Annotated in this window: 11 protein-coding genes; 2 read left to right on the forward strand and 9 right to left on the reverse strand. The window is 76.1% G+C overall.

Features of this window, described 5'->3' with window-relative positions; all coding sequences use genetic code 11:
• Positions 1 to 6: 6 nt before the first annotated feature.
• Complete coding sequence (locus IF43_RS0111055; RefSeq protein WP_030197591.1) at positions 7 to 1,068, forward strand: hypothetical protein; 1,062 nt, start codon at positions 7 to 9, stop codon at positions 1,066 to 1,068.
• A 236-nt stretch (positions 1,069 to 1,304) separates the two neighbouring features.
• Here IF43_RS0111055 and IF43_RS42095 read toward each other — a convergent pair whose 3' ends face one another.
• The 6 genes from IF43_RS42095 to IF43_RS0111085 form a co-directional block, all read right to left on the reverse strand.
• Positions 1,305 to 1,466, reverse strand: coding sequence for a DUF6760 family protein (locus IF43_RS42095; RefSeq protein ID WP_199922713.1), 162 nt, complete (start codon positions 1,464 to 1,466; stop codon positions 1,305 to 1,307).
• Positions 1,463 to 1,945: a hypothetical protein gene (locus IF43_RS0111065; protein ID WP_234332099.1), complete on the reverse strand. Its 483-nt coding sequence runs from the start codon at positions 1,943 to 1,945 to the stop codon at positions 1,463 to 1,465. The genes IF43_RS42095 and IF43_RS0111065 overlap by 4 nt, the downstream gene beginning before the upstream one ends.
• 145 nt (positions 1,946 to 2,090) lie before the next feature.
• Entirely contained in the window at positions 2,091 to 2,534 is a 444-nt protein-coding gene (locus IF43_RS0111070; protein ID WP_030197595.1) for a phage tail protein, read from the reverse strand.
• A 44-nt stretch (positions 2,535 to 2,578) separates the two neighbouring features.
• Positions 2,579 to 4,195, reverse strand: coding sequence for a phage tail sheath subtilisin-like domain-containing protein (locus IF43_RS0111075; protein WP_030197597.1), 1,617 nt, complete (start codon positions 4,193 to 4,195; stop codon positions 2,579 to 2,581).
• Between the two features lie 164 nt (positions 4,196 to 4,359).
• On the reverse strand, positions 4,360 to 8,214 hold the full coding sequence (locus tag IF43_RS37950; protein ID WP_051795110.1) for a hypothetical protein: 3,855 nt from the start codon (positions 8,212 to 8,214) through the stop codon (positions 4,360 to 4,362).
• 127 nt (positions 8,215 to 8,341) lie between these two features.
• On the reverse strand, positions 8,342 to 9,121 hold the full coding sequence (locus tag IF43_RS0111085; protein ID WP_030197604.1) for a DUF4157 domain-containing protein: 780 nt from the start codon (positions 9,119 to 9,121) through the stop codon (positions 8,342 to 8,344).
• Between the two features lie 206 nt (positions 9,122 to 9,327).
• Here IF43_RS0111085 and IF43_RS0111090 point away from each other — a divergent pair, with 206 nt between their 5' ends.
• Positions 9,328 to 10,041, forward strand: coding sequence for a bifunctional 2-polyprenyl-6-hydroxyphenol methylase/3-demethylubiquinol 3-O-methyltransferase UbiG (locus IF43_RS0111090; RefSeq protein WP_030197607.1), 714 nt, complete (start codon positions 9,328 to 9,330; stop codon positions 10,039 to 10,041).
• An 8-nt stretch (positions 10,042 to 10,049) separates the two neighbouring features.
• Here IF43_RS0111090 and IF43_RS0111095 read toward each other — a convergent pair whose 3' ends face one another.
• The 3 genes from IF43_RS0111095 to IF43_RS0111105 are packed head-to-tail and all read right to left on the reverse strand — an operon-like array spanning position 10,050 to position 17,528.
• The gene (locus IF43_RS0111095; RefSeq protein WP_030197609.1) at positions 10,050 to 12,266 is read right to left on the reverse strand and encodes an ATP-binding protein; all 2,217 of its coding nucleotides are present in this window, start codon (positions 12,264 to 12,266) and stop codon (positions 10,050 to 10,052) included.
• Positions 12,266 to 13,015 carry a DUF4255 domain-containing protein gene (locus IF43_RS36355; protein ID WP_030197612.1) on the reverse strand — a complete coding sequence of 250 codons (750 nt, stop codon included), beginning with the start codon at positions 13,013 to 13,015 and terminating at the stop codon, positions 12,266 to 12,268. Before IF43_RS36355 ends, IF43_RS0111095 begins: the two co-directional genes overlap by 1 nt.
• A 31-nt stretch (positions 13,016 to 13,046) precedes the next feature.
• Positions 13,047 to 17,528: a DUF11 domain-containing protein gene (locus tag IF43_RS0111105; RefSeq protein WP_158939274.1), complete on the reverse strand. Its 4,482-nt coding sequence runs from the start codon at positions 17,526 to 17,528 to the stop codon at positions 13,047 to 13,049.
• Positions 17,529 to 17,746: the final 218 nt, after the last annotated feature.

Genomic DNA, 17,746 nt, shown 5'->3' on the forward strand with positions numbered 1-17,746 from the left:
TCAGGAGTGGGGGCCACCTCCACCCCACCCCCGGCCACCACGGACCGCTGCACCACCGCCCCGACCGGGTCGGCCGTGGCCGGGTCCGCCCCGACCGGGTTCACCCCGGTCGGATCCGCCCCGGCCGGCTGCGACGAGGAGACGGCGTCGTCCGGCTGCGCGACGAGTCCGGGCCGTTCGCCGACCAGCGGACGCACCTCCCCGGCCGGCCCGTCCTGGGCCGGCGCGTCGGTCACCGCCGACGCGGCCGACGAGGCCGACGCGGCCGAAGAGGCGGCGGCCGGGCCCACCGCGTCCGGCTCGCCGGGGTCGCGTACCGGGAGGGCGCCGGACACCGGCCCCGACCGGGCGGCCGCGTCCGCGGGCCCCGCGTCCGGGGCGTGGGCCCGTTGCACCGGCAGGCCGGCGACGCCGCCCGTTCCCGCGGCGCCGTACAGGCCCCCTGTCTCGGGCGGGACCGCCGCCGCGGGCCGGTCGCCCACCAGCGCCCGCGGGTCCTCCACCGCGACGGTGTCCGGGGTACGTCGCGCCGCCTCCGGACCCGTACCCGCCAGCTCCGCCGCCGGCAGCGGGAACGCCGGCAGCGGTCGGCGCGGCAGGTCCACGGCGCGGGACACCGTAAGGACGGACGCAGGCGGCTCCGGTCGTACGACCACGGACCCCGCCGAACCGTCGGATCCGCCCCCGACCCCGCCGCCCGCGCCGGAACCCGTCCCCGACGCTCCTGCGGCGCGAGAGGCCGAGTCGGCCGACAGCTCACCCGACACCGACGACGCCGACACCGACACCGACGACGACGCCGACATCGACGGGCGCGCGGGCATCTCCAGCCGCACCACGGGCAGCGCGGCCGTGGCCGGGCCGCCGGCCGGTGCACCCGCGCCGTCATGGAGCGACGTCATCGGCACGGCCGGCTCGACGACCCCGTGCACCAACCCCGAGGGCGCATCGGGGGTGACGGCGTGCCCCAGGGGACTCGACAGCACCGGGCTCTGCCAACTGGCCAGTCCGGCGGCGAAGGACTCGGGGGCGGTGATGAGGGCGGGGGCGTCGAACGTCGTCCGCTGAAGCGGGAGTTGGAGCCACGCCGGAGCGGCTGGGGCGGTGGGGGCGGCGTCGTCACGGGACCCCGAGGCGAACCCCGGGTCCGCACCCGCACCTGCCTCCGCACTCGCACCCGCACGCGCGCCCGCGCCCGCTCCTGCTCCTGGTCCTGCTCCCGCTCCTGCTCCTGCTCCTGCTCCTGCTCCTGCTCTACCTCCGGACGAGCCGTCTCCCCGCAGCCACCCCCACACCCCCACCGGTCAGCGCCCCCCTGAGGTGGCCAGCCGGTTGAGGCGGGCGATCTGCGTGACGTACCGGCGGCGGTCGGGGTGCTCGAGGTCCAGGATCGTGTCCATGTCCCAGTGGAAGTGGTAGGCGACGTACGCGACTTCGTCGTACAGGTCGTCCGTCGCGTACGTCACGATTCCCCCAGGCGCCCACCCGCCAGGTCGACCGCGAAGCCGGTCGCGCAGGAGGGGCAGGTGACCTGGGCGCGGGTGTGCCCCTCGGCGTTGATGCGGCGGTAGAAGTCCTGCAGGAAGGCCAGGTCGGAGGCGAACAGGTCCTCGATGACGCCCGCGTGGATGTCGGTCACCGTGCCGATCCGTTCCACCACCCGCCCCAGCAGCACCACCGACAGGTACGCGGGGTTCTCCCGGACCCGGTCGTCCCGCAGCGGTACGAGTTCGTCGCGGGCGGTGGCCAGGCGCATGACGCCCGTACGGTGCACGTGGCCGGACTCGTCCACGTACCCGCGCGGCAGCTCGAAGGTGAACTCGGTCCGCATGGTCTCCCGCCCACCGCTCCCGGGTACGCCCGTCCCGGCCCCTGCCCCTGCCCCGGCCGTCCCGTACGCGGCGCGTTCCGCGTCCGCCCCTGGCACCGACCCCGCCCCTGGCACCGACCCCGCCCAAGCGCCCTGCCCCGGCCCCGCTCCCGCTCCCGGCCCGGTCTCCGCACCCGGGCCCCCGGGCGCGGGCTGCACGCCGGGCTGCCCGGGGAGGGTCTGCCCGGGCTCCGGCACGATCCGACGACGCATCAGGGCCTCACGCCACATCCATCTGCTCGTACGTGATGACGAGCTTCTCCGTCAGCACGCTCGTGTCACCGGCCTTCAGCGAGCTGATCTCCAGGCTCTTGGGCCAGGCGTTGACCAGCGTGTACCGCTTGATGGCGTTGCCCTCGTAGTCGAAGACGATGATCGCGCCGCCCTTGCGGGCCGTGCTCATCTTCCCGAAGCGGGCGTCCTTGATCCATTTCTCGAAGCTCTGGTCGGCGGTCAGGCCGCGGGTGAGCGTCACCTCGCCCGCCTTCGGCCGGCCCGGCAGCTTCTTGATGACGTACTTGCCGTCCGCGGTGTTCTGCTTGAGCTCGATGACGTCCTGCTCCATCTTCAGGCCCGTCACCTCGTTGATCTGTTTGATGACGACCCCGTCGACCTCCAGCCCGAAGGAGTGGCCGACGGAGGTGTCCATATCGGGAAGTGCCACAGCAACCGCTCCTCACGCGCGCGTACGGGACGTACGGGTTCCGGTCATTCGTTGACGAGGCTGGTGCCGCCCGAGAACTGCGACAGCCTGAAGATCACGAACTCGGCCGGTTTCACGGGCGCGATGCCGATCTCGCAGACCACCTGCCCCGCGTCGATGCCCTCGGCCGGGTTGGTCTCGCGGTCGCACTTCACGTAGAAGGCCTCGTCCGGCGTCAGCCCGAACAGCGCGCCGCGCCGCCACTCGTTGACCAGGAACGCCGAGATCGTGCGCCGGATCCGGGCCCACAGCGCGTCGTCGTTCGGCTCGAAGACGACCCACTGGGTGCCGATCAGGATCGAGTCCTCGATGTAGTTGAACAGGCGCCGCACGTTCAGGTACCGCCACGCCGGGTCGGAGGACAGGGTGCGCGCGCCCCACACGCGGATGCCGCGGCCCGGGAAGGAGCGGAGGCAGTTCACGCCGATGGGGTTGAGGAGGTCCTGCTCGTTCTTGGTCAGGTGGACGGCGAGGTCGACGGCGCCGCGCACCACCTCGTTGGCGGGGGCCTTGTGCACCCCGCGGCTCTCGTCGTTGCGCGCCCAGATGCCGGCCATGGCACCGCTGGGCGGCACGTACTTCATCTGGTTCGGCACGGCCGGGTCGGCCACCTTGATCCAGGGGTAGTACAGGGCCGCGTACTTGGAGTCGTAGCCCGCGCCCGTCATGCGCCACTCCTTGACGCGCTGCGGGGTGAGGTCGGGCAGCGGGTCGATGATCGCGACGCGGTTCCCCATCAGTTCGCAGTGGGCGATCATCGCGAGCTGTACGGCCTTGACGCCGTCGGCGTCGAGGGCGCCCTGCTGGTAGGCGCTCATCAGGTCGGGGACGGCGAGCATGGTGATCTCGTCGATGGCCTCCAGGCCGCCGAAGCCCGTCCGGTCGTCGGCGCTGCCGACGTAGTCGGCGGGGGCGAGCCCGGTGGGGGTCGCCGGCGCCGGTGCGGCGGGCGCGGGGGCGGCGGGGAGGGCAACGCTCTGGTTGTCCGGGCGGGTCAGCGCCTGGGCGGGGCCTGCGTCCTCGACGAGGACGAGGCGGGAGCGTTCCCGGACGACGGTGGCGACGTAGTTGCGCTGGCTGCGCTTGGCGGAGACCTCCCAGGTCTCCTCGGTGCGGTCGCCGCGTTTGACGTGGAGGGTGAACGCGTCCTCGGCCGGGGCCTCGCCGGCGGCGTCGGCGACCTCGACGGACAGGCCCTCGCCGGTGCCCTCGAGGGCGGCGACCTGGAAGCCGCCGAGGGGGACGCGGGTGCCGGCGGGGAGGGTGGCCTTGCCGCGCTTGCCGGCGCCGGCGGGGCCCGGGGTGCCGGGGGCGGCTGCGGGCGCCGGGACGGCGGCCGGTTCCGCGCCGGTCCCGTCCGGGCCGCCGATGCGGACGACGTAGGCCGTGCCGCCGCCGTTGAGGAAGTAGCCGTACACGGCGTGGGCGAGGTAGGAGCCCTCGATGAAGTCGCCGAAGGCGGCGGTGAACTGGCTCCAGTTCGTCACCAGGGTGGGCGTGTCGTACGGGCCCGCGGCCGCGAGCCCGACGAAGGCGGCGACGGCGGTGCCGACGCCCTCGATCGGGCGCGAGCCGGCCTCGACCTCTTCGACGTAGACGCCTGGTGACAGGTACGACGGCATCCTTGCCCTCCCCTGGGACGTGACGGTCGCCCCCACCTTCCGCCCGCCCCCGGTCGAAGGTCATGACCTGCCGTACGGCCGCGGGGGAATCACGATCTGCCCGTTCGGGCAACGCGTGGCTCCGCCGCTCCCTGGCTGCGACTGCCACGGCGCGACGTACCCGGTCAGCGCCCCAGGCCCTGCGAGCGGCCCCGGCGGCCCACCTCGTTGCGGAGGAAGGTCTCCATGCGCGCCTCGCGGTCGATCAGTTCCTGGACCTTGGCCGCGATGCCGGGCAGGTCCTTCAGGTTGGGCGTGCGCAGGATCTGGTCCTTCATCGACCTCCACGAACGCTCCTGGCGCGAGCTGTTGACGCTGTGCCGCAGCGGCACGAGGTTGTCCGCGTGGGTGGATATCGCCAGCTGGTGCTCGCGGCTCAGCTGCACGAAGCCGATGGGTCTGGCCGCGCCGCCGGTCGGCTGCCACACCAGCCGTGAGATCCAGTACATCGGGAAGACGTGCTCCGCCGTCATCGGGTCGGCCGGCTGACCGGGCCGCTGCATGATGGGGCCGAGGAAGTCCTCGCCCTTCTTCTCCGCCGGTTCGCTCACCTGGGTGTTGGCGTCCTTGAACGCGCTGGCGGAGCGCAGCCGCTTGACCAGCTCCGAGAACGAGGCGACGCGGTTCTTCTCCTGGTCGGCCAGGGCCGTTCCGACGAGTTCCTTCCAGTGCCTGATCTCCCCCTCCAGCTTCTCGATCTCGACCAGGTCACCGCGCTGGCTCTCGCACAGGGCCAGGTACTCCCGTTGGGCAGCCTGCCGCTCGGCACCCGGAGGCGCCGCGTCCCTGCGCGCCTTGACCGCCTCGATCTCCGTCTTGCGCGCCCGCCACCCGGCCTGCCTGCCGTCCTTGTCGGTCTCGGCCGCCGTGAGCTCGTCCCTGAGCCTGCGGACCCTGGCTTCGACGGCCGCGTCGCCCGCGGCCATCATGCCCGCGGCCTGCTGCTCCTCGGTCAACGCCTCCGTGCCCACGGTGTCGGTGGGATTGACGGTGCCCTGGACGGCCCACTTGCGCCCGGCCGGGACGAGTTCGAGGCTCTGCATGCCGTACTTGACCTTGATCGCGGCGAAGGCGGCCCGGACCACCAGCTTCGACAGCGGGCGGCCCGCGTAGCGGTTGGCCACCGCGGCGGCCGCGGCGAGGCCCTTGTCGAGGCGGGCCTTCTTGCCCTCCGGGGAGTCGTCGCCGCCCTGGGCCTTGGCCTTGAGCTTGGACAGGAGCTTCTTGCCGGCGCCGGCGATCTTGCCGACGACCCAGTCGACGGCCTGCATGACCGGGGCCTGGACCTTCGCCAGGATGGACTTGATCTTCTCGGAGATGCCGCCGAGGCCGAGCAGGCTGGCGAGGAAGTCCAGGACGACCGGGAGGGCCTTGGCGAGGCTGTTCTCGATCAGGGCCGGTACGCCCCCGCCGCCGCCCGCCGCGATGCCCTCGATCGAGTCGAGGACGGAGTCGACGAAGGACTTGATCTGGGCGGCGCGGTTCACGAAGAACATCACCACGTCGTAGATCGCCTTGCAGGCGCGGACGAAGGCGGAGGCGGGGTTGAGGAGCGAGACGATCCACGTGATGCCGGCCGTGACGATCTTCTCGACGACGAAGTCCTTGATGGCGCCGACGACCGTGTCCTTGAGGTCGGACAGCTTGCCGACGATCCACTTCCACAGCCCGCCGACGCCCTCGGACACCAGGACCTGGACCATCTCGAAGCTGGTCTCCAGCGCCTTCATGGCCGGCTCGCCGATCTGGGCCACGATGCGGGTGCGGATGTTGGACCAGGTCAGGCCCAGGATGGAGAGGATCAGCTTGATGATCCCCTTGGCGTCGAAGGTCTCGGGGATCTCGATGCCGCCGGCGGACAACTGCCCGAACAGCCACTGTTTGAGGCCGTTCTTGAGGTGCTCGCCGATGCGGGAGGCGAAACCGGTGACGCCCGCCTTGACGGCGTTGACGAGGTTGCCGAGGAACCCGATCGGATTCGAGATGATCTTGTCGATGGCGCCGGCCGCCCGGGCCAGTACCCCGAGCAGCATGTCCTTGAGCTTGAGGACCGTCTCGAGGGTGCCCGCGACGGCGTCCTTCGCCTTGCTGAGCAGGCCCTTGTTGGCCTCCTGGAGGGCCGCGATCTCCTTGTCGAGGTCGTCGCGGGCGGCCACGTAACGGTCCGCGAGGTCCTGGACGAGGGACTGCGACTTCTCGTTGACGGAGGACTCCAGGGCCCGGAACTCCCCGCCGATGTCGCCCGCCGCCTGCTGCGCGAACTGCCGCAGGTTCCTGGGCTGGTCCTCGACCTTCTTGGCGATCTGCGCCTTGCCCTGGGCGATCCGGGCGGTGGCGTCGCCGAGCCGCTTGCCGACGAGGTCGGCGACGGTGGTGATCACCGCGCGCATCTCGCGCTCGTAGACCGCGCGGGCCTCGGCGAAGATCTGGTTGGCGCGCGGGGGCGGGTCGAGCACGGCGTCGGCGAGCCAGCGGGCGGCGCCGGTCACGCCCGAGTAGCGCTCGTCCTTCCAGGCCTTCATCTTGGTCTGGTGGTCGGCGTCGAAGGCGGCCTTGGCCTGCCTCTGACCGCTGTCGAACGCCGTCTCCACCTCGGCGTCGAGCGCGCCGAGGATGCCCTCCACGTCCTTCTTCGTCGCGTCGAAGATGCCCTTGATCTCGGCCGCGACGCGGGCCCGCTCCTGCTCCTCCTTCGACCGGGCGGCGCCCTGCCCGGCCGCCACCTGCTGCCCGGCCCCGGCCCGGGCGGCGGTCATGGCCTGGACGCCGGCCGGGCCGGCGGCCGCCGCGCCGCCCTGCTCGGCCGCGATCCGGGCCGTCTCGGCGGCCCGGAACTGCGCGGGGGCGGTGGCCGCGTGGGTGTCGGCCTCCTTCTTGGCGTCGAGGGTCTCCTTGAACTGCGGCTCGTTGGAGCGGGCCAGCATCTCGGGGGTGACCCTGGCCTCCGCCAGCATGGCGTCGGTCTCCCTGGGCCCCGTGCTCAGGTCGGTCTGCGCGGCGGGGGCCGGGGCCACGGCGGCGGCCTTCGGGTCCGGCGGTGCGGGCGTGGGCGGGGCGGGCTGCCCGGGGAGCGGGGTGACGGGCTTCTCGACGGCCTTGGACTGGTCGGGGGCCGCGTTGGTCCTGTCGGTGATGTCCTTGGCGGAGCCGTCCTTGCCCGCCTTGACCTGGCCCGCGACCTGGCTCTTGATCTCGTCCGTCTTGCCGGACCCGGTGAACTTGTCGGCCTCGTCGAGGGTCTTGGGGGCCTTGGCGGCGATGGCCGCCGACACGGCCGCGACGAAGGCCGCCTTGTCGAACGTGCCGGGCGTGGCGGCGCCCATCTCGGCCGCCTGCGCCTGCTTGGCCTGCGCCTCCTTGTCGTCGGCGGGCGGCCGGGCGGCGTCCTGGGCGGCCTTGGCCTGCGAGGCGGCGGTGGGGTGCGCGGCCAGCGCGGCCTTCTTGGTACGCAGGTCCAGCGCGACCTTCCTGAAGCGCGGGTCGGTGGCGGGGCTCAGGCCCCCGGGGGGCGCGGGCAGCGCTTCGAGGCGCTGGAGGGCGGGGGCGGGGGCGGCGTCCAGTTCGGGGCCGACGTCCGGTCGGGGGGCCGTGTCCGGTCCGGGGGCGGAGGCGAGTCCGGGGGCGGGGACGAATCCGGGAGCGGTGCCGAGGGCGGACGCGGTGCCGGCGTCGGGCGCGGTGGTGCGGGCTCCGGTGCCGGCGTCGGGCGCGGTGGCTTCCGTACGCCCGGGGCCCCCGCCCGCGCCGCTCCCGCCGCTCTCCCCGCCGCCCCGGTCGCTCTGCCCCGGGGCCCGGCGGGGGCCCAGGAGCGCGGCCACGGCGGCGTTCCCGGCACCGGCCTGGAGCCGCTGCAGCGCCCGCGCGTCCACGGGCCGGGGGCGGGCCGCGGCGGACGCGCCGGACGGCGCGGGCCTCCGCGCGCGGGCGCCGTCCCGTGCGGGCTCCTGGCCGCCCGCCGGCCGGTCCGCCGTCGCCTTCACCGCGTCACCGCCTCCACCGGGCCACCCGCCTCCACTCCGCCACCCCGCTCAGTCCGCGGGGCATTTCACGCAGCCGCTCCTCGGTCGGCCGGGGCACCGCACGGCCGTCGCCCGGTCCCCGGAGCCGTCACTCCGCCGGCGCCTCCTCCTCGTCCGCCTCCTCGGCCGCGGCGCGCTGCACGAACAGCCCCTGCACCGACGGGGCCTCCTCCCCCTCCGCCTCCTCGGCCGCCCGCTGTACCGGTGCCACGGCGGGCGCCGGGCCCGCGGAGGCAGTGGTGGCGGACGGCGCGGGGCCCGCGTCCGGGGTGCCGTCCGACGCCGTTCCGGGGCCGGGGGCGGCCATGACGCGCTCGGCGTTGGCCACCGCCTCCTGCTCGAAGCGGTCGCCGGGGTCGCTGACCTTGACGCCGCCCGCGGTCTCGGTGCCGTCGACGGGGCCCGAACGCTGCTGGACGACGTGCGTCAGCTCGTGGGCGAGCGTGGTGCGGCCCTGGTGCGAGCCGGGGTCGTAGGCGTCGCGCTGGAACACCACGTGCGAGCCGACGGTGTACGCGTGGGCGCCGACCTCCTTGGCGGAGGCGTGCGCGGCGGCGTCGGTGTGCACCCGGACGTCGCCGAAGTCCGCCCCGAGCCGCCCCTCCATGTCGGCCCGCACCTCGGGGTCGAGGGCCTGGCCGCCGGAGCCGACGACGTCGTGCACGGAGGAGCGCTGGACCGAGGCGGTGGCGCCCTTGTTGCCGAGGGCGCGCTGGAGGCGGAGCAGGCCGGTGCGGCCCAGGACGTCGGCCCGGCCGTCGGCGGCGGCCTTCAGCAGCAGCGCGTCGGGGGCCGCCGACCCGTGGTCCGGCTCGGCCTTGGGGCGGGGCCCGTCGAAGTGCTCGCCGTCGTGCTCGTGTTCGCGCATGTCGTAGCCTCCCGCGGCCACCCTGCCGGTCGCGTACCGCTGCCGTCCTTCACCCGCGCAGCCCCAAGAGGGCATCGCTTACTGCCCTTTCAGGCACGCCGATCCGCAGGGCGGGCCACCGACGCGCGGCACCGGTGCGGCCCGCGGCCGGCGGTCGTGCCGGGGCCGGTCGCGGCCGGTCGCGACACGGCTGGTGCAATGGTGGGATGACCAGCACCGGAGGCCGCCTCCTGCACGCCATCGACCGGTTCAACGCCACCCACCCGTGGGACCACAACGCCCGCTTCCACCCCTGGATCCTGCGCCGGCTGCCCCGCCGCTGCGGGCGCGCGCTGGACGTGGGGTGCGGCAGCGGCGACCTGGTACGGGCGCTGGCCGCCCGCGCCGACACCGTGGACGGCATCGACGCGGATCCGCGGATCGTCGCGCGGGCACGGGAGTTCGGGGCGGCGGAATCCGGGTCCCGGGAGGCGAAGGCCCCGCGAGCCGGGGCGCGGGAAGCCGGCAAGGTGTCCTACCGCGTCGGTGACGTGCTCGCGGAAGGCGCGGTGCAGGGGCCGTACGACGTCGTGACCTGCGTGGCCGTGCTCCACCACCTGCCCTTCGAGGAGGCGCTGGTCCGGTTCCGGGAGCTGCTCGCCCCCGGCGGGACCCTCGTGGTGGTGGGGCTGGCGCGGGAGGCCGGGCCCGTCGACCAGGTGCTCGGGCTGGCCTCGATCCCGGTCAACCTCGCCATGGCCTGGCTCAAGAACAAGGGCCGCACCGCGCCCCGCCCGGTGGCCATGACCGCGCCGACCAAGCCGGCCGGGATGACGTACGCCGAGACGGCCGGGGCGGCCCGCCGCCTCCTGCCCGGCGCCCGGCTGCGGCGGCACCTGCTCTGGCGCTACAGCCTGGTCTGGCGCGCCCCCGGCGCCTGACCCGTGCGTCAGCGGGCCAGGTGGAGGTACGGGCCGAACTCCGAGGCCAGGCACAGCCGGCCCAGCTTGCGGTACTCCCGCGCCACCGCCGCGACCAGGTCGGCCATGCCCACCGGCCGGCCCGCGTCGGCGGCGAGGTAGGCCGCCGTCACGGCCGCCGAGCGGATGTCGCCGCCGGCCAGCTCGAAGGCCTGCCCGCAGAAGACGAGGTCCAGGTCGTCACCGCGCGGCAGCGCGGACCCCAGGCAGCGGTCCCACAGCGCCGTGCGCTGCGCGGCGTCCGGCAGCGGGAAGTCGACGACCAGGTCGAGCCGGCGCGTGAACGCCTCGTCGAGGTTGGCGCGCAGGTTGGTGGCGAGGACGGCCAGACCGTCGAAGGTCTCCATCCGCTGGAGCAGGTACGCGCTCTCCACGTTGGCGTACCGGTCGTGCGCGTCCTTGACCTCCGACCGCTTGCCGAAGACGGCGTCGGCCTCGTCGAAGAGGAGGACGCCGTTCACGCCGGCCGCCTCCGTGAAGATCCGCTCCAGGTTCTTCTCGGTCTCGCCGACGTACTTGTCCACGACCGTGGCGAGGTCCACGGTGTAGAGGTCCAGGCCCAGCGCACCGGCGATCACCTCCGCGGACATGGTCTTGCCGGTCCCCGAGTCACCCGCGAACAGCGCCATCACCCCGCGGCCCCGCCCGCCCCCGGGCCGCATCGCCCAGTCGCCGAGCACCCGGTCACGGTGCCGGGCGCGGGCGGCGAGCTCGCGCAGCTGGCCCAGGACGACCGGGGGCAGGACGAGGTCGTCCCAGCCCACGCCCGGTCCGATCCGGCGGGCCAGGCGCTCCAGACCGGAGGTGTTCTGCGCCCGCGCCCCCTGCAGCAGGTACGCGTCCGGGGCCGGGGCCAGCTCCGCCCCCGGTCCGTCGCCCCGCGCCAGGTCGGCCTGCTGGCGGGCCGTACGGGCGGCCCGTTCCATCTGCTCCGGGGTCAGTACGAAGGCCGACACGGCGGGTCCGGCCGGCGCGCCCAGCACCGCCTCCCACAGCGACGCCCGCGCGGCCGCGCCCAGCCGGGCCACCTCCACCAGCAGCGGCACCCGGTCCGACCAGGCCGGGTCCCAGCCGGCCTGGCCGGTGAGCAGCACGGGTACGCCGTACCCGGTCGCCGCCCTGGCCGGATCCTCACCAGCCGCCCCGTACGGCGTCCCGGACGGTGCCCCGTCCGCCCCGCACAGCCCCGCCAGCGCCCGCAGCAGCTCCGGCTTCTCCGCCAGGGCCTCCACGGGCCCCGCCACCAGCCCGGCGCCCGTGAGCGCGGCTTCCCGGCCGGCCGCGGCGACCAGCACGTCGGCGCCGGCCTGCCGGGTCAGCCGAGCCGGGTCGAGGACGAGTGCCCGGTGCCCGGCCCGGGCCAGCGCGTCCACGGCCAGCGCGCGGGCCACGCCGCCCGCGGGCTCCCGCAGGTAGACCAGGCCGGGGGCGTGCAGCGCGGCGGCGAGGCGGTCCGGCAGGTCGCCGAGCGCGTCGACGGGCAGCAGTCCCGGGCGGCCGGGGGCGAGCAGGTCCGCCAGCGCCGGGTCGGGGGAGTCGTCGCCGAGGAGGTAGGCCGAGACCCGGTCGGGCACCCGCAACGACCGGCTGAGCAGCGGCCGTTCCGGCTCCTCGACGAGCAGCAGGCCGCGGGCCGCGAGCGGGCCGGCCGTCGACAGCCGGGCCCGGGCGGCGGCCGAGGCGGCCGGGACCCCGCACAGGGCCAGGGCGAGGCCGACGCTCGGGCGGCGCCGGGTCACGTCGTCGTTGAGGTAGCCGTAGAGCTGCTCGAACCGCCGGTCGAGGTCGGGCGCGAGCGCGATGAGCAGCAGCTCGGCGTCCAGGCCGCCCGGGGCGCCCCCGAGCACGTCGCCCCCGCCGCCCGGCCCGCCCTCGCCGCCCGAGCCGCCCGCGTGGGCGGAGCCGCCCGCGCCTGCGGGGCCGCCCGCCCCCAGCCCGAAGTTCCGTACGAGCAGCCCGAGACGGGAGTCACCGGGGGCCGGCAGGGCGGCCAGGGCGCGCGCGTCCACCTCGTCCGGGCCCATGGGCGTACCGGGGTCGTCGAGGATGCGCCGTACGGTCTCGTCGGACAGGTACAGGCCCCGGAACGGGTCGTCGGCCTCCGGGTCCCCGGCGCGCCGCGCCGCCACGGCCCGCCGCACCCGGGCCTCCACGATCGCCAGGCGCCCCAGCAGGTAGCGGTCCATCAGCCGCGCCGCCGGGTCCGCGGCCCCCGCGCCCGCGGTACGCCCACCCCGCCGCCCGAACCGGGGCCGTCGGGTCCCGCGCCCGGGCCCGCGCCCGCACCGGGCCCCTCCTCGGCGCCCCCACCCGGCCCCGTGCTCCCGTCCCCGTCCCCGCCCGCGGCCCGGGGTCCCGCCGCCACGTCCGACAGGTCCACCACGAGCCCGTCCTCGACCGGCGGCCCGGCGTCCCACACCGGCGCCGTCGCCACGGGCGCGCTGACCACCACGTCCAGCGAGGGCTTCAGCTCGCCGCCCAGCGCGGACCACACGTCCGCGAACGCCCGGTCCTCCGGCGGCGGCAGCGCGATCGACACCGGCACCGGCAGTCCCGTGCCGGCCAGTTCGGGTCCCAGCCCCGCCGCCGGCAGCGCGTCGTGCCGCAGGAAGCAGGCCAGCAGCGCGGACAGCAGCCGGTGTTCGTCCTCCGGCCGCTGCGTCCACGCGCTGATCAGGTACGACAGCTTGAAGTAGCGGGGCGGCAGGGTGCGGGCGGTGACCCGGCCCTGCTCGTCGTAGAGGTTGCGGCGCCCGCGCGACCGGCGCCGCATGTCCTCGCGGATGTCGTACAGGTACAGGTTCACGGTCGGGGTGTTGCGGCGGGCCGCCCAGTCGCGGGTGGGCGCCTCGAAGACCACGTCGACGTCCGCGCCCTCCCCCACCGCCTCGGCCCGCACCAGCGCCCGCAGCGCCTCGTCCACCTCGTGGATCACACCGCACCCCCGCCGCCGGGCCCGCCGGCCGTCACCGTCGCCACTGGAAGTCCCCCGGCTGCAGTACGCCGGGCACCACCAGGTAGTCCGCCGTCACCGGCCGGAACAGGGCCCGCGCGGGCGCCCGTACGCCGGCCTGGACGGCACTCAGCCGCCGCTCGCCCAGCGCGTCCTGGACGAGCACCAGCATCGGCGCGGAGAACGTGCCGTCCACCCGCACCACCACCGGTGCCGACGCCACCGTCACGCCCTTGCTCCACCGCAGCCGCAGCTCCACGCCCGGCGGGAACTGCTCCCCCGAGGCCTGGGCCACCGCGCCGGGCGGTCCGACCGGCGGGACGAGCCGCAGCAGCGGTTCGCGGACCGTCAGGGGGGCGCGGGCGCTGTTGTTGCCGGGCCGCGCGTCGCCGCCCGTGGTGGTCACGGTCGCCGTGACCGCCCCGGTCAGGGCGTGTTCGGCGGCCAGGACGAGGCGTACGGTCGCCCGCTTCATGAAGCCCAGGTCCGCGACCGGGCAGCCGGCGGGCGTCAGGCACTCCGGGCGCGAGGCGCTGAGCACGGGCACCCCGCTCGGCACGGCCACCACCAGCCGCAGCCCGGTGGCCGGGCGCGGGCCCTCGTTGCGGACGACGACCTCGGCGTCGAACCGGCCGCCCGTGTACGCGGTGCGCGGGGCCGCCTTCAGGGCGACCGCCGGGTCGGGGCGTCCGGGCCGGGGCCGGCCGGGCGGGTCGGTGCCCGGGTCGGTCACCCGGCGGACGCCGAACGGCGTGCTCGCGCTGTTGTTGGCCGGGTTCGAGTCGGGCCCGGGCGTGGTGACCGTACCGGCCACGGCGCCGTCGAGGGCCACGTCGGCGGTGACGGTCCGGGTCACGGTGACGGTGGCGCCGGGGGCGAGGTCGCCGAGCGCGCAGCCGGTGGGGGCCGGGCACGGCGGGCTCGCGGTGACCACCCGTACCCCGGTCGGGAGCAGGGTCGTCAGGTGGACGTCCCGGGCGGGGGCGTCGCCCGCGTTGCGGACCGTGTACGTGACGGTCGCCAGGTGCCCGGTGGCGATCACGGGCGGGCTGGCGGTGACGCTCACGGTCGGGTCGGGCAGCCGCGGGTCGACGACGGTGAGGTCGACGGAGGCCTCGTCGTTCTCGCTGTCGTCGTCCGGGGTGCCGGTGCTGACGGTGCCGTCGATGCTGCCCGAGAAGGCGGCCGCGGCCGTGTAGGCGGCGGTGACGGTGCGGACGGCGCCGGGCGCGAGCGTGCCGAGGGCGCAGCCGGTGGGCGGGCACGCCGTCCCGGACACGAGGGTGAGGCCGGGCGGGACGGTCAGCCTCAGGCGGACGTCCTGGGCGCCTGCGGTGCCGAGGTTGCGGACCGTGAACACGACCGTCGACGGCTCGCCCACGTCGACGACGGGCGGGGTGGCGGTGGCGCTGAGGGCGAGGTCGGCGACGACGACGTCCACCGACAGGGTCGCGGTGTTGTCGCCGGGTCGGGGGTCGGGCAGGCCGGACTCCGCGGCCGCGGTGACGGTCTGCGCGCCCTTCGCCACGGCCTTGGCCTTCAGTTCGACGCGGGTCCTGGTGCCGCTCGGCAGCGTGCCGAGGTCGCAGACCAGGTCGGGCCCGCAGGTGCCGCGGCCGGGCGGGGGCACGGGCGGGCCGGCCGCCTCCAGCCCGGCCGGCAGCGTGAAGCGGGCGCGGGCGCGGGGGGCGGGCGCGTTGCCGCGGTTCCACACCTCCAGGACGAGGGTCGCGGTCCCGCCCAGCAGCAGCGGGTCGTCGGGGGTGGTGAGGGACGCGCGCAGGTCGGAGCCGGGCTCCCAGGTGGGCTGGGACTGGCCGTTGTAGAGCTTGCCGGCCAGGATCCGGGCGCTGGCGGGGGCGGCCGGGTCGAGGGTCATCAGGCGCCGGGTGCGCGGGTTCGCGTCGCTGTCGTGGCCGGTGACGAGGACGTCCACGGCGAGGCGCCGGCCGTCCGGGGTCCAGGCGGGGTTGTCGGGTTCGTCGTACGACCAGCCCGTCCCGTCCTCGCCGGGCAGCTCGGAGGGCGCGAGCGGGCAGTCGTCGGTGCGCCGCGGGAGCAGGCCGGTGCAGCCGGTGCCGTCGGCCTTCATGCGCAGGACCGCGCGGGGGCCGTCGTATCCGGAGCTCAGCGCGACCGGGGGCGCGCCGGCCGCCCGCGGTCGGGCGGCCGGGGCGGCCGCCCCGAGACCGGGACCGCTGAGCGTGGCCTGGCGGACGAACGCGATGGTGCCGTCGCCCCAGTTCCAGGCCGGCCGTACGTCCACGACGAGGCAGCCCGGGCTGCCGCACTGCCGGGCCGTGACGTCGTACTGGCGCGGGATGTGCTCCTCGCTGGGCATGAAGGCCTCGGCGTTCCAGATGTGGCGGTCGCGCTGGTCCCCGGGGTCCCCCGTCAGCAGCGGGGCGGGGGTGGGGGCGGCCCGGTCGGCGGCCGGGGCGACGACGCCGGTGCGCGGGGCCGCAGGACTCGGCCCCGGCGGCGCGGCACCCGCGCGCCCGTCCCCGGAGGACGGGGCGTCGGACGCAGAGGAGCCGGCGGCCGGGGAACCGGAGGACGCGGGACCCGGAGCCCCCGACCCGGGCGGCACGGCCCCGGGCGACCGGGCCCCCGCCGGCGGGGTCGCGGCCGGGGGCGTCACGGCCGGCGGGGTCACGGCCGGCGGGGTCGCGGCCGGCACACGCGGTCCGGCCCGCAGCCCCGGCTCGTCGACCAGCCTGCAGCTGCTCCAGCGCGAGAAGACCAACCGCGTGCCGTCGGGGGACCAGGCCGGGTCCCGGTCGTCGGAGTCGCACGCGTACCCGGGCGCGGGGAACCGCCACGGCACGTCGTACAGGAACTCGGCGTGCGCCGCCCCGCCGGAGACGTCGACGACGGTGATCCGCGCGTACGACTGGCCCTCGTCGCCCCAGCGGGCGAAGGCCAGCTTCGTGCCGTCCGGCGACCAGGCGGGCCGGGACTGGCGCTCGTTCGGCAGCTCCCTCCCCGGGTTCTCGTACGTGAGCCGGACGGCCGCCGCCAGGTCCTTGGGGCCGCCCACCAGGATGCGCTGCTCGTCCGGGGCCTCCGACGGCGTCGAGGCGCTCGCCACGAACGCCAGGGCCGTGCCGTCCGGGGAGTAGGCCGGGTCGGCGAGGTCGTACTCGCGCCCTTGCAGGGCGCGGAGCTGCAGGCGGTCGGCGGGCAACACGGGACGGGAGTTCTCGATGTTCGTGGACTCGGGGTCCGTCCCGCCGAGCAGCAGCACCGGCGCCCCGTCCCCGCCGGCCGCGGGCCCGTACCAGGTCACGGACTCCGTCTCGTAGTCGACAACGGCGTCCGGGTCGAAGACGGGCGTGCCGGCACAGGTCCCGCAGGCGGGGCCGGTGGCGTCGACCAGGTACGGCTCGCCGGAGAGGAAGGCGATCGTCTTCGCGTCGGGCGACCAGGCCACGCCCGCCCGCGCCTGCGTGTACGTGTCGCCGACGGCGAGCACCTCGGGGGCGGCGTCACCGGGACGGGCCGACACGGCGGCCAGCACCATGTGGCGCCGCTCGGCGGCGGCCCGTACCCCCGCCCCGTCGGCCGGGCGCCCGCGGGTCACACAGGCGGTCCCGCACCCGGGGTCGTCGTCGATCCAGCGCCAACTCACGTACGCGATGCGGTCCTGGGAGCCGGCGGCGGCCGGCTCCCAGGCCGGCTTGGCCACCCCCTCCTCGTCGCCGGTGACGCGCACCTGGGCGCCGCCGGCCGCGACGGTGGTCCGGTACGCGACCCCGTCGCGGGTGAACACGAACTCGCTGCCGTCCGGCGACCAGTCGAACCAGTCGGCGTCCGGTACGGCCTCGCGCAGCCCGGCACCGCTGCCGTCGGCCTTCACCACCCATACGGACGGGCGCGCGTCCTGCTCGGTCAGGCCGCGTTCGGCGTCGCAACGACCGGCGGAGGAGCGGGTGCCGTCGCCCTCGTCGCCCGCCCAGCCGACGAACGCGATCCACTGGCGGTCCGGAGAGAGCACCGGGTGGGCGAGGCGCCACCCGGGCTCCGAGCCGACCGCGGGCTTGCGCAGCACCTGGTGGACCGCCCCGTCGGCCGTGCGCCGGTAGACGCCCTCGGCGTCACCGTCGCGGTCGCTGACCCAGACCACGTCGTCGCCGCGGGCGGAGGCCTCGCAGTCGTTCCCGGCCAGCCCGACGGGCAGCGCGGGCGCGAGGCTGCCGCGCGGGCCGACGGTGACGAGGCTGCGGTGCCACCCGTCGCCGACGTACGCGATCCGCCCGGGGTCGGGCGGCGGATCGGCGGCCGCGGCCGGGGCCGGCGCGGCGGCCGGGCCGCCGGCACCGGGCGCGGCGGCGGGCACGGCCCCCACCAGCGCGAGGGCGAGCGCCAGCACGAGCCCGCACCGCCCGAAGCGGGCGCCGGAGCGCGCGGGCCTGCCGGGGCGCGGGAGCACGGCCGGAGCGGGCCGGTGTGCGCCGCCGACCGGTCGGCCGTCTCCTCGTACACGTCGTCGCACGCAGACCTCCTCACCCGAAACCCTGTCCCGCTGCCCGCCCCCCATCACCCGGGATCCGGGCAGCGGTTCGGGCAGCCCGAGCAGCCCGAAGAGGCAACCCCGATCCCCGCCCCGACACGTCCCGCCCCGACCGCCCCATCACCGCACGAAGCCCCGCCAGGCCGCCCCGTGGTGTGTGGGGGAGGCGCTTGACAGGGGTGGCAGGCTGGCTCGGAGGC

The sequence above is a fragment of the Streptomyces sp. NRRL S-87 genome, from assembly GCF_000719335.1.
GTDB lineage: Bacteria > Actinomycetota > Actinomycetes > Streptomycetales > Streptomycetaceae > Streptomyces.

Excerpts from the sequence above, each read along its gene's own strand:
- IF43_RS0111090 (WP_030197607.1), top strand. The coding sequence starts at position 9,328 with ATGACCAGCACCGGAGGCCGCCTCCTGCACGCCATCGACCGGTTCAAC.
- IF43_RS0111095 (WP_030197609.1), bottom strand. The coding sequence starts at position 12,266 with ATGGACCGCTACCTGCTGGGGCGCCTGGCGATCGTGGAGGCCCGGGTG.
- IF43_RS0111075 (WP_030197597.1), bottom strand. The coding sequence starts at position 4,195 with ATGCCGTCGTACCTGTCACCAGGCGTCTACGTCGAAGAGGTCGAGGCC.
- IF43_RS0111085 (WP_030197604.1), bottom strand. The coding sequence starts at position 9,121 with ATGCGCGAACACGAGCACGACGGCGAGCACTTCGACGGGCCCCGCCCC.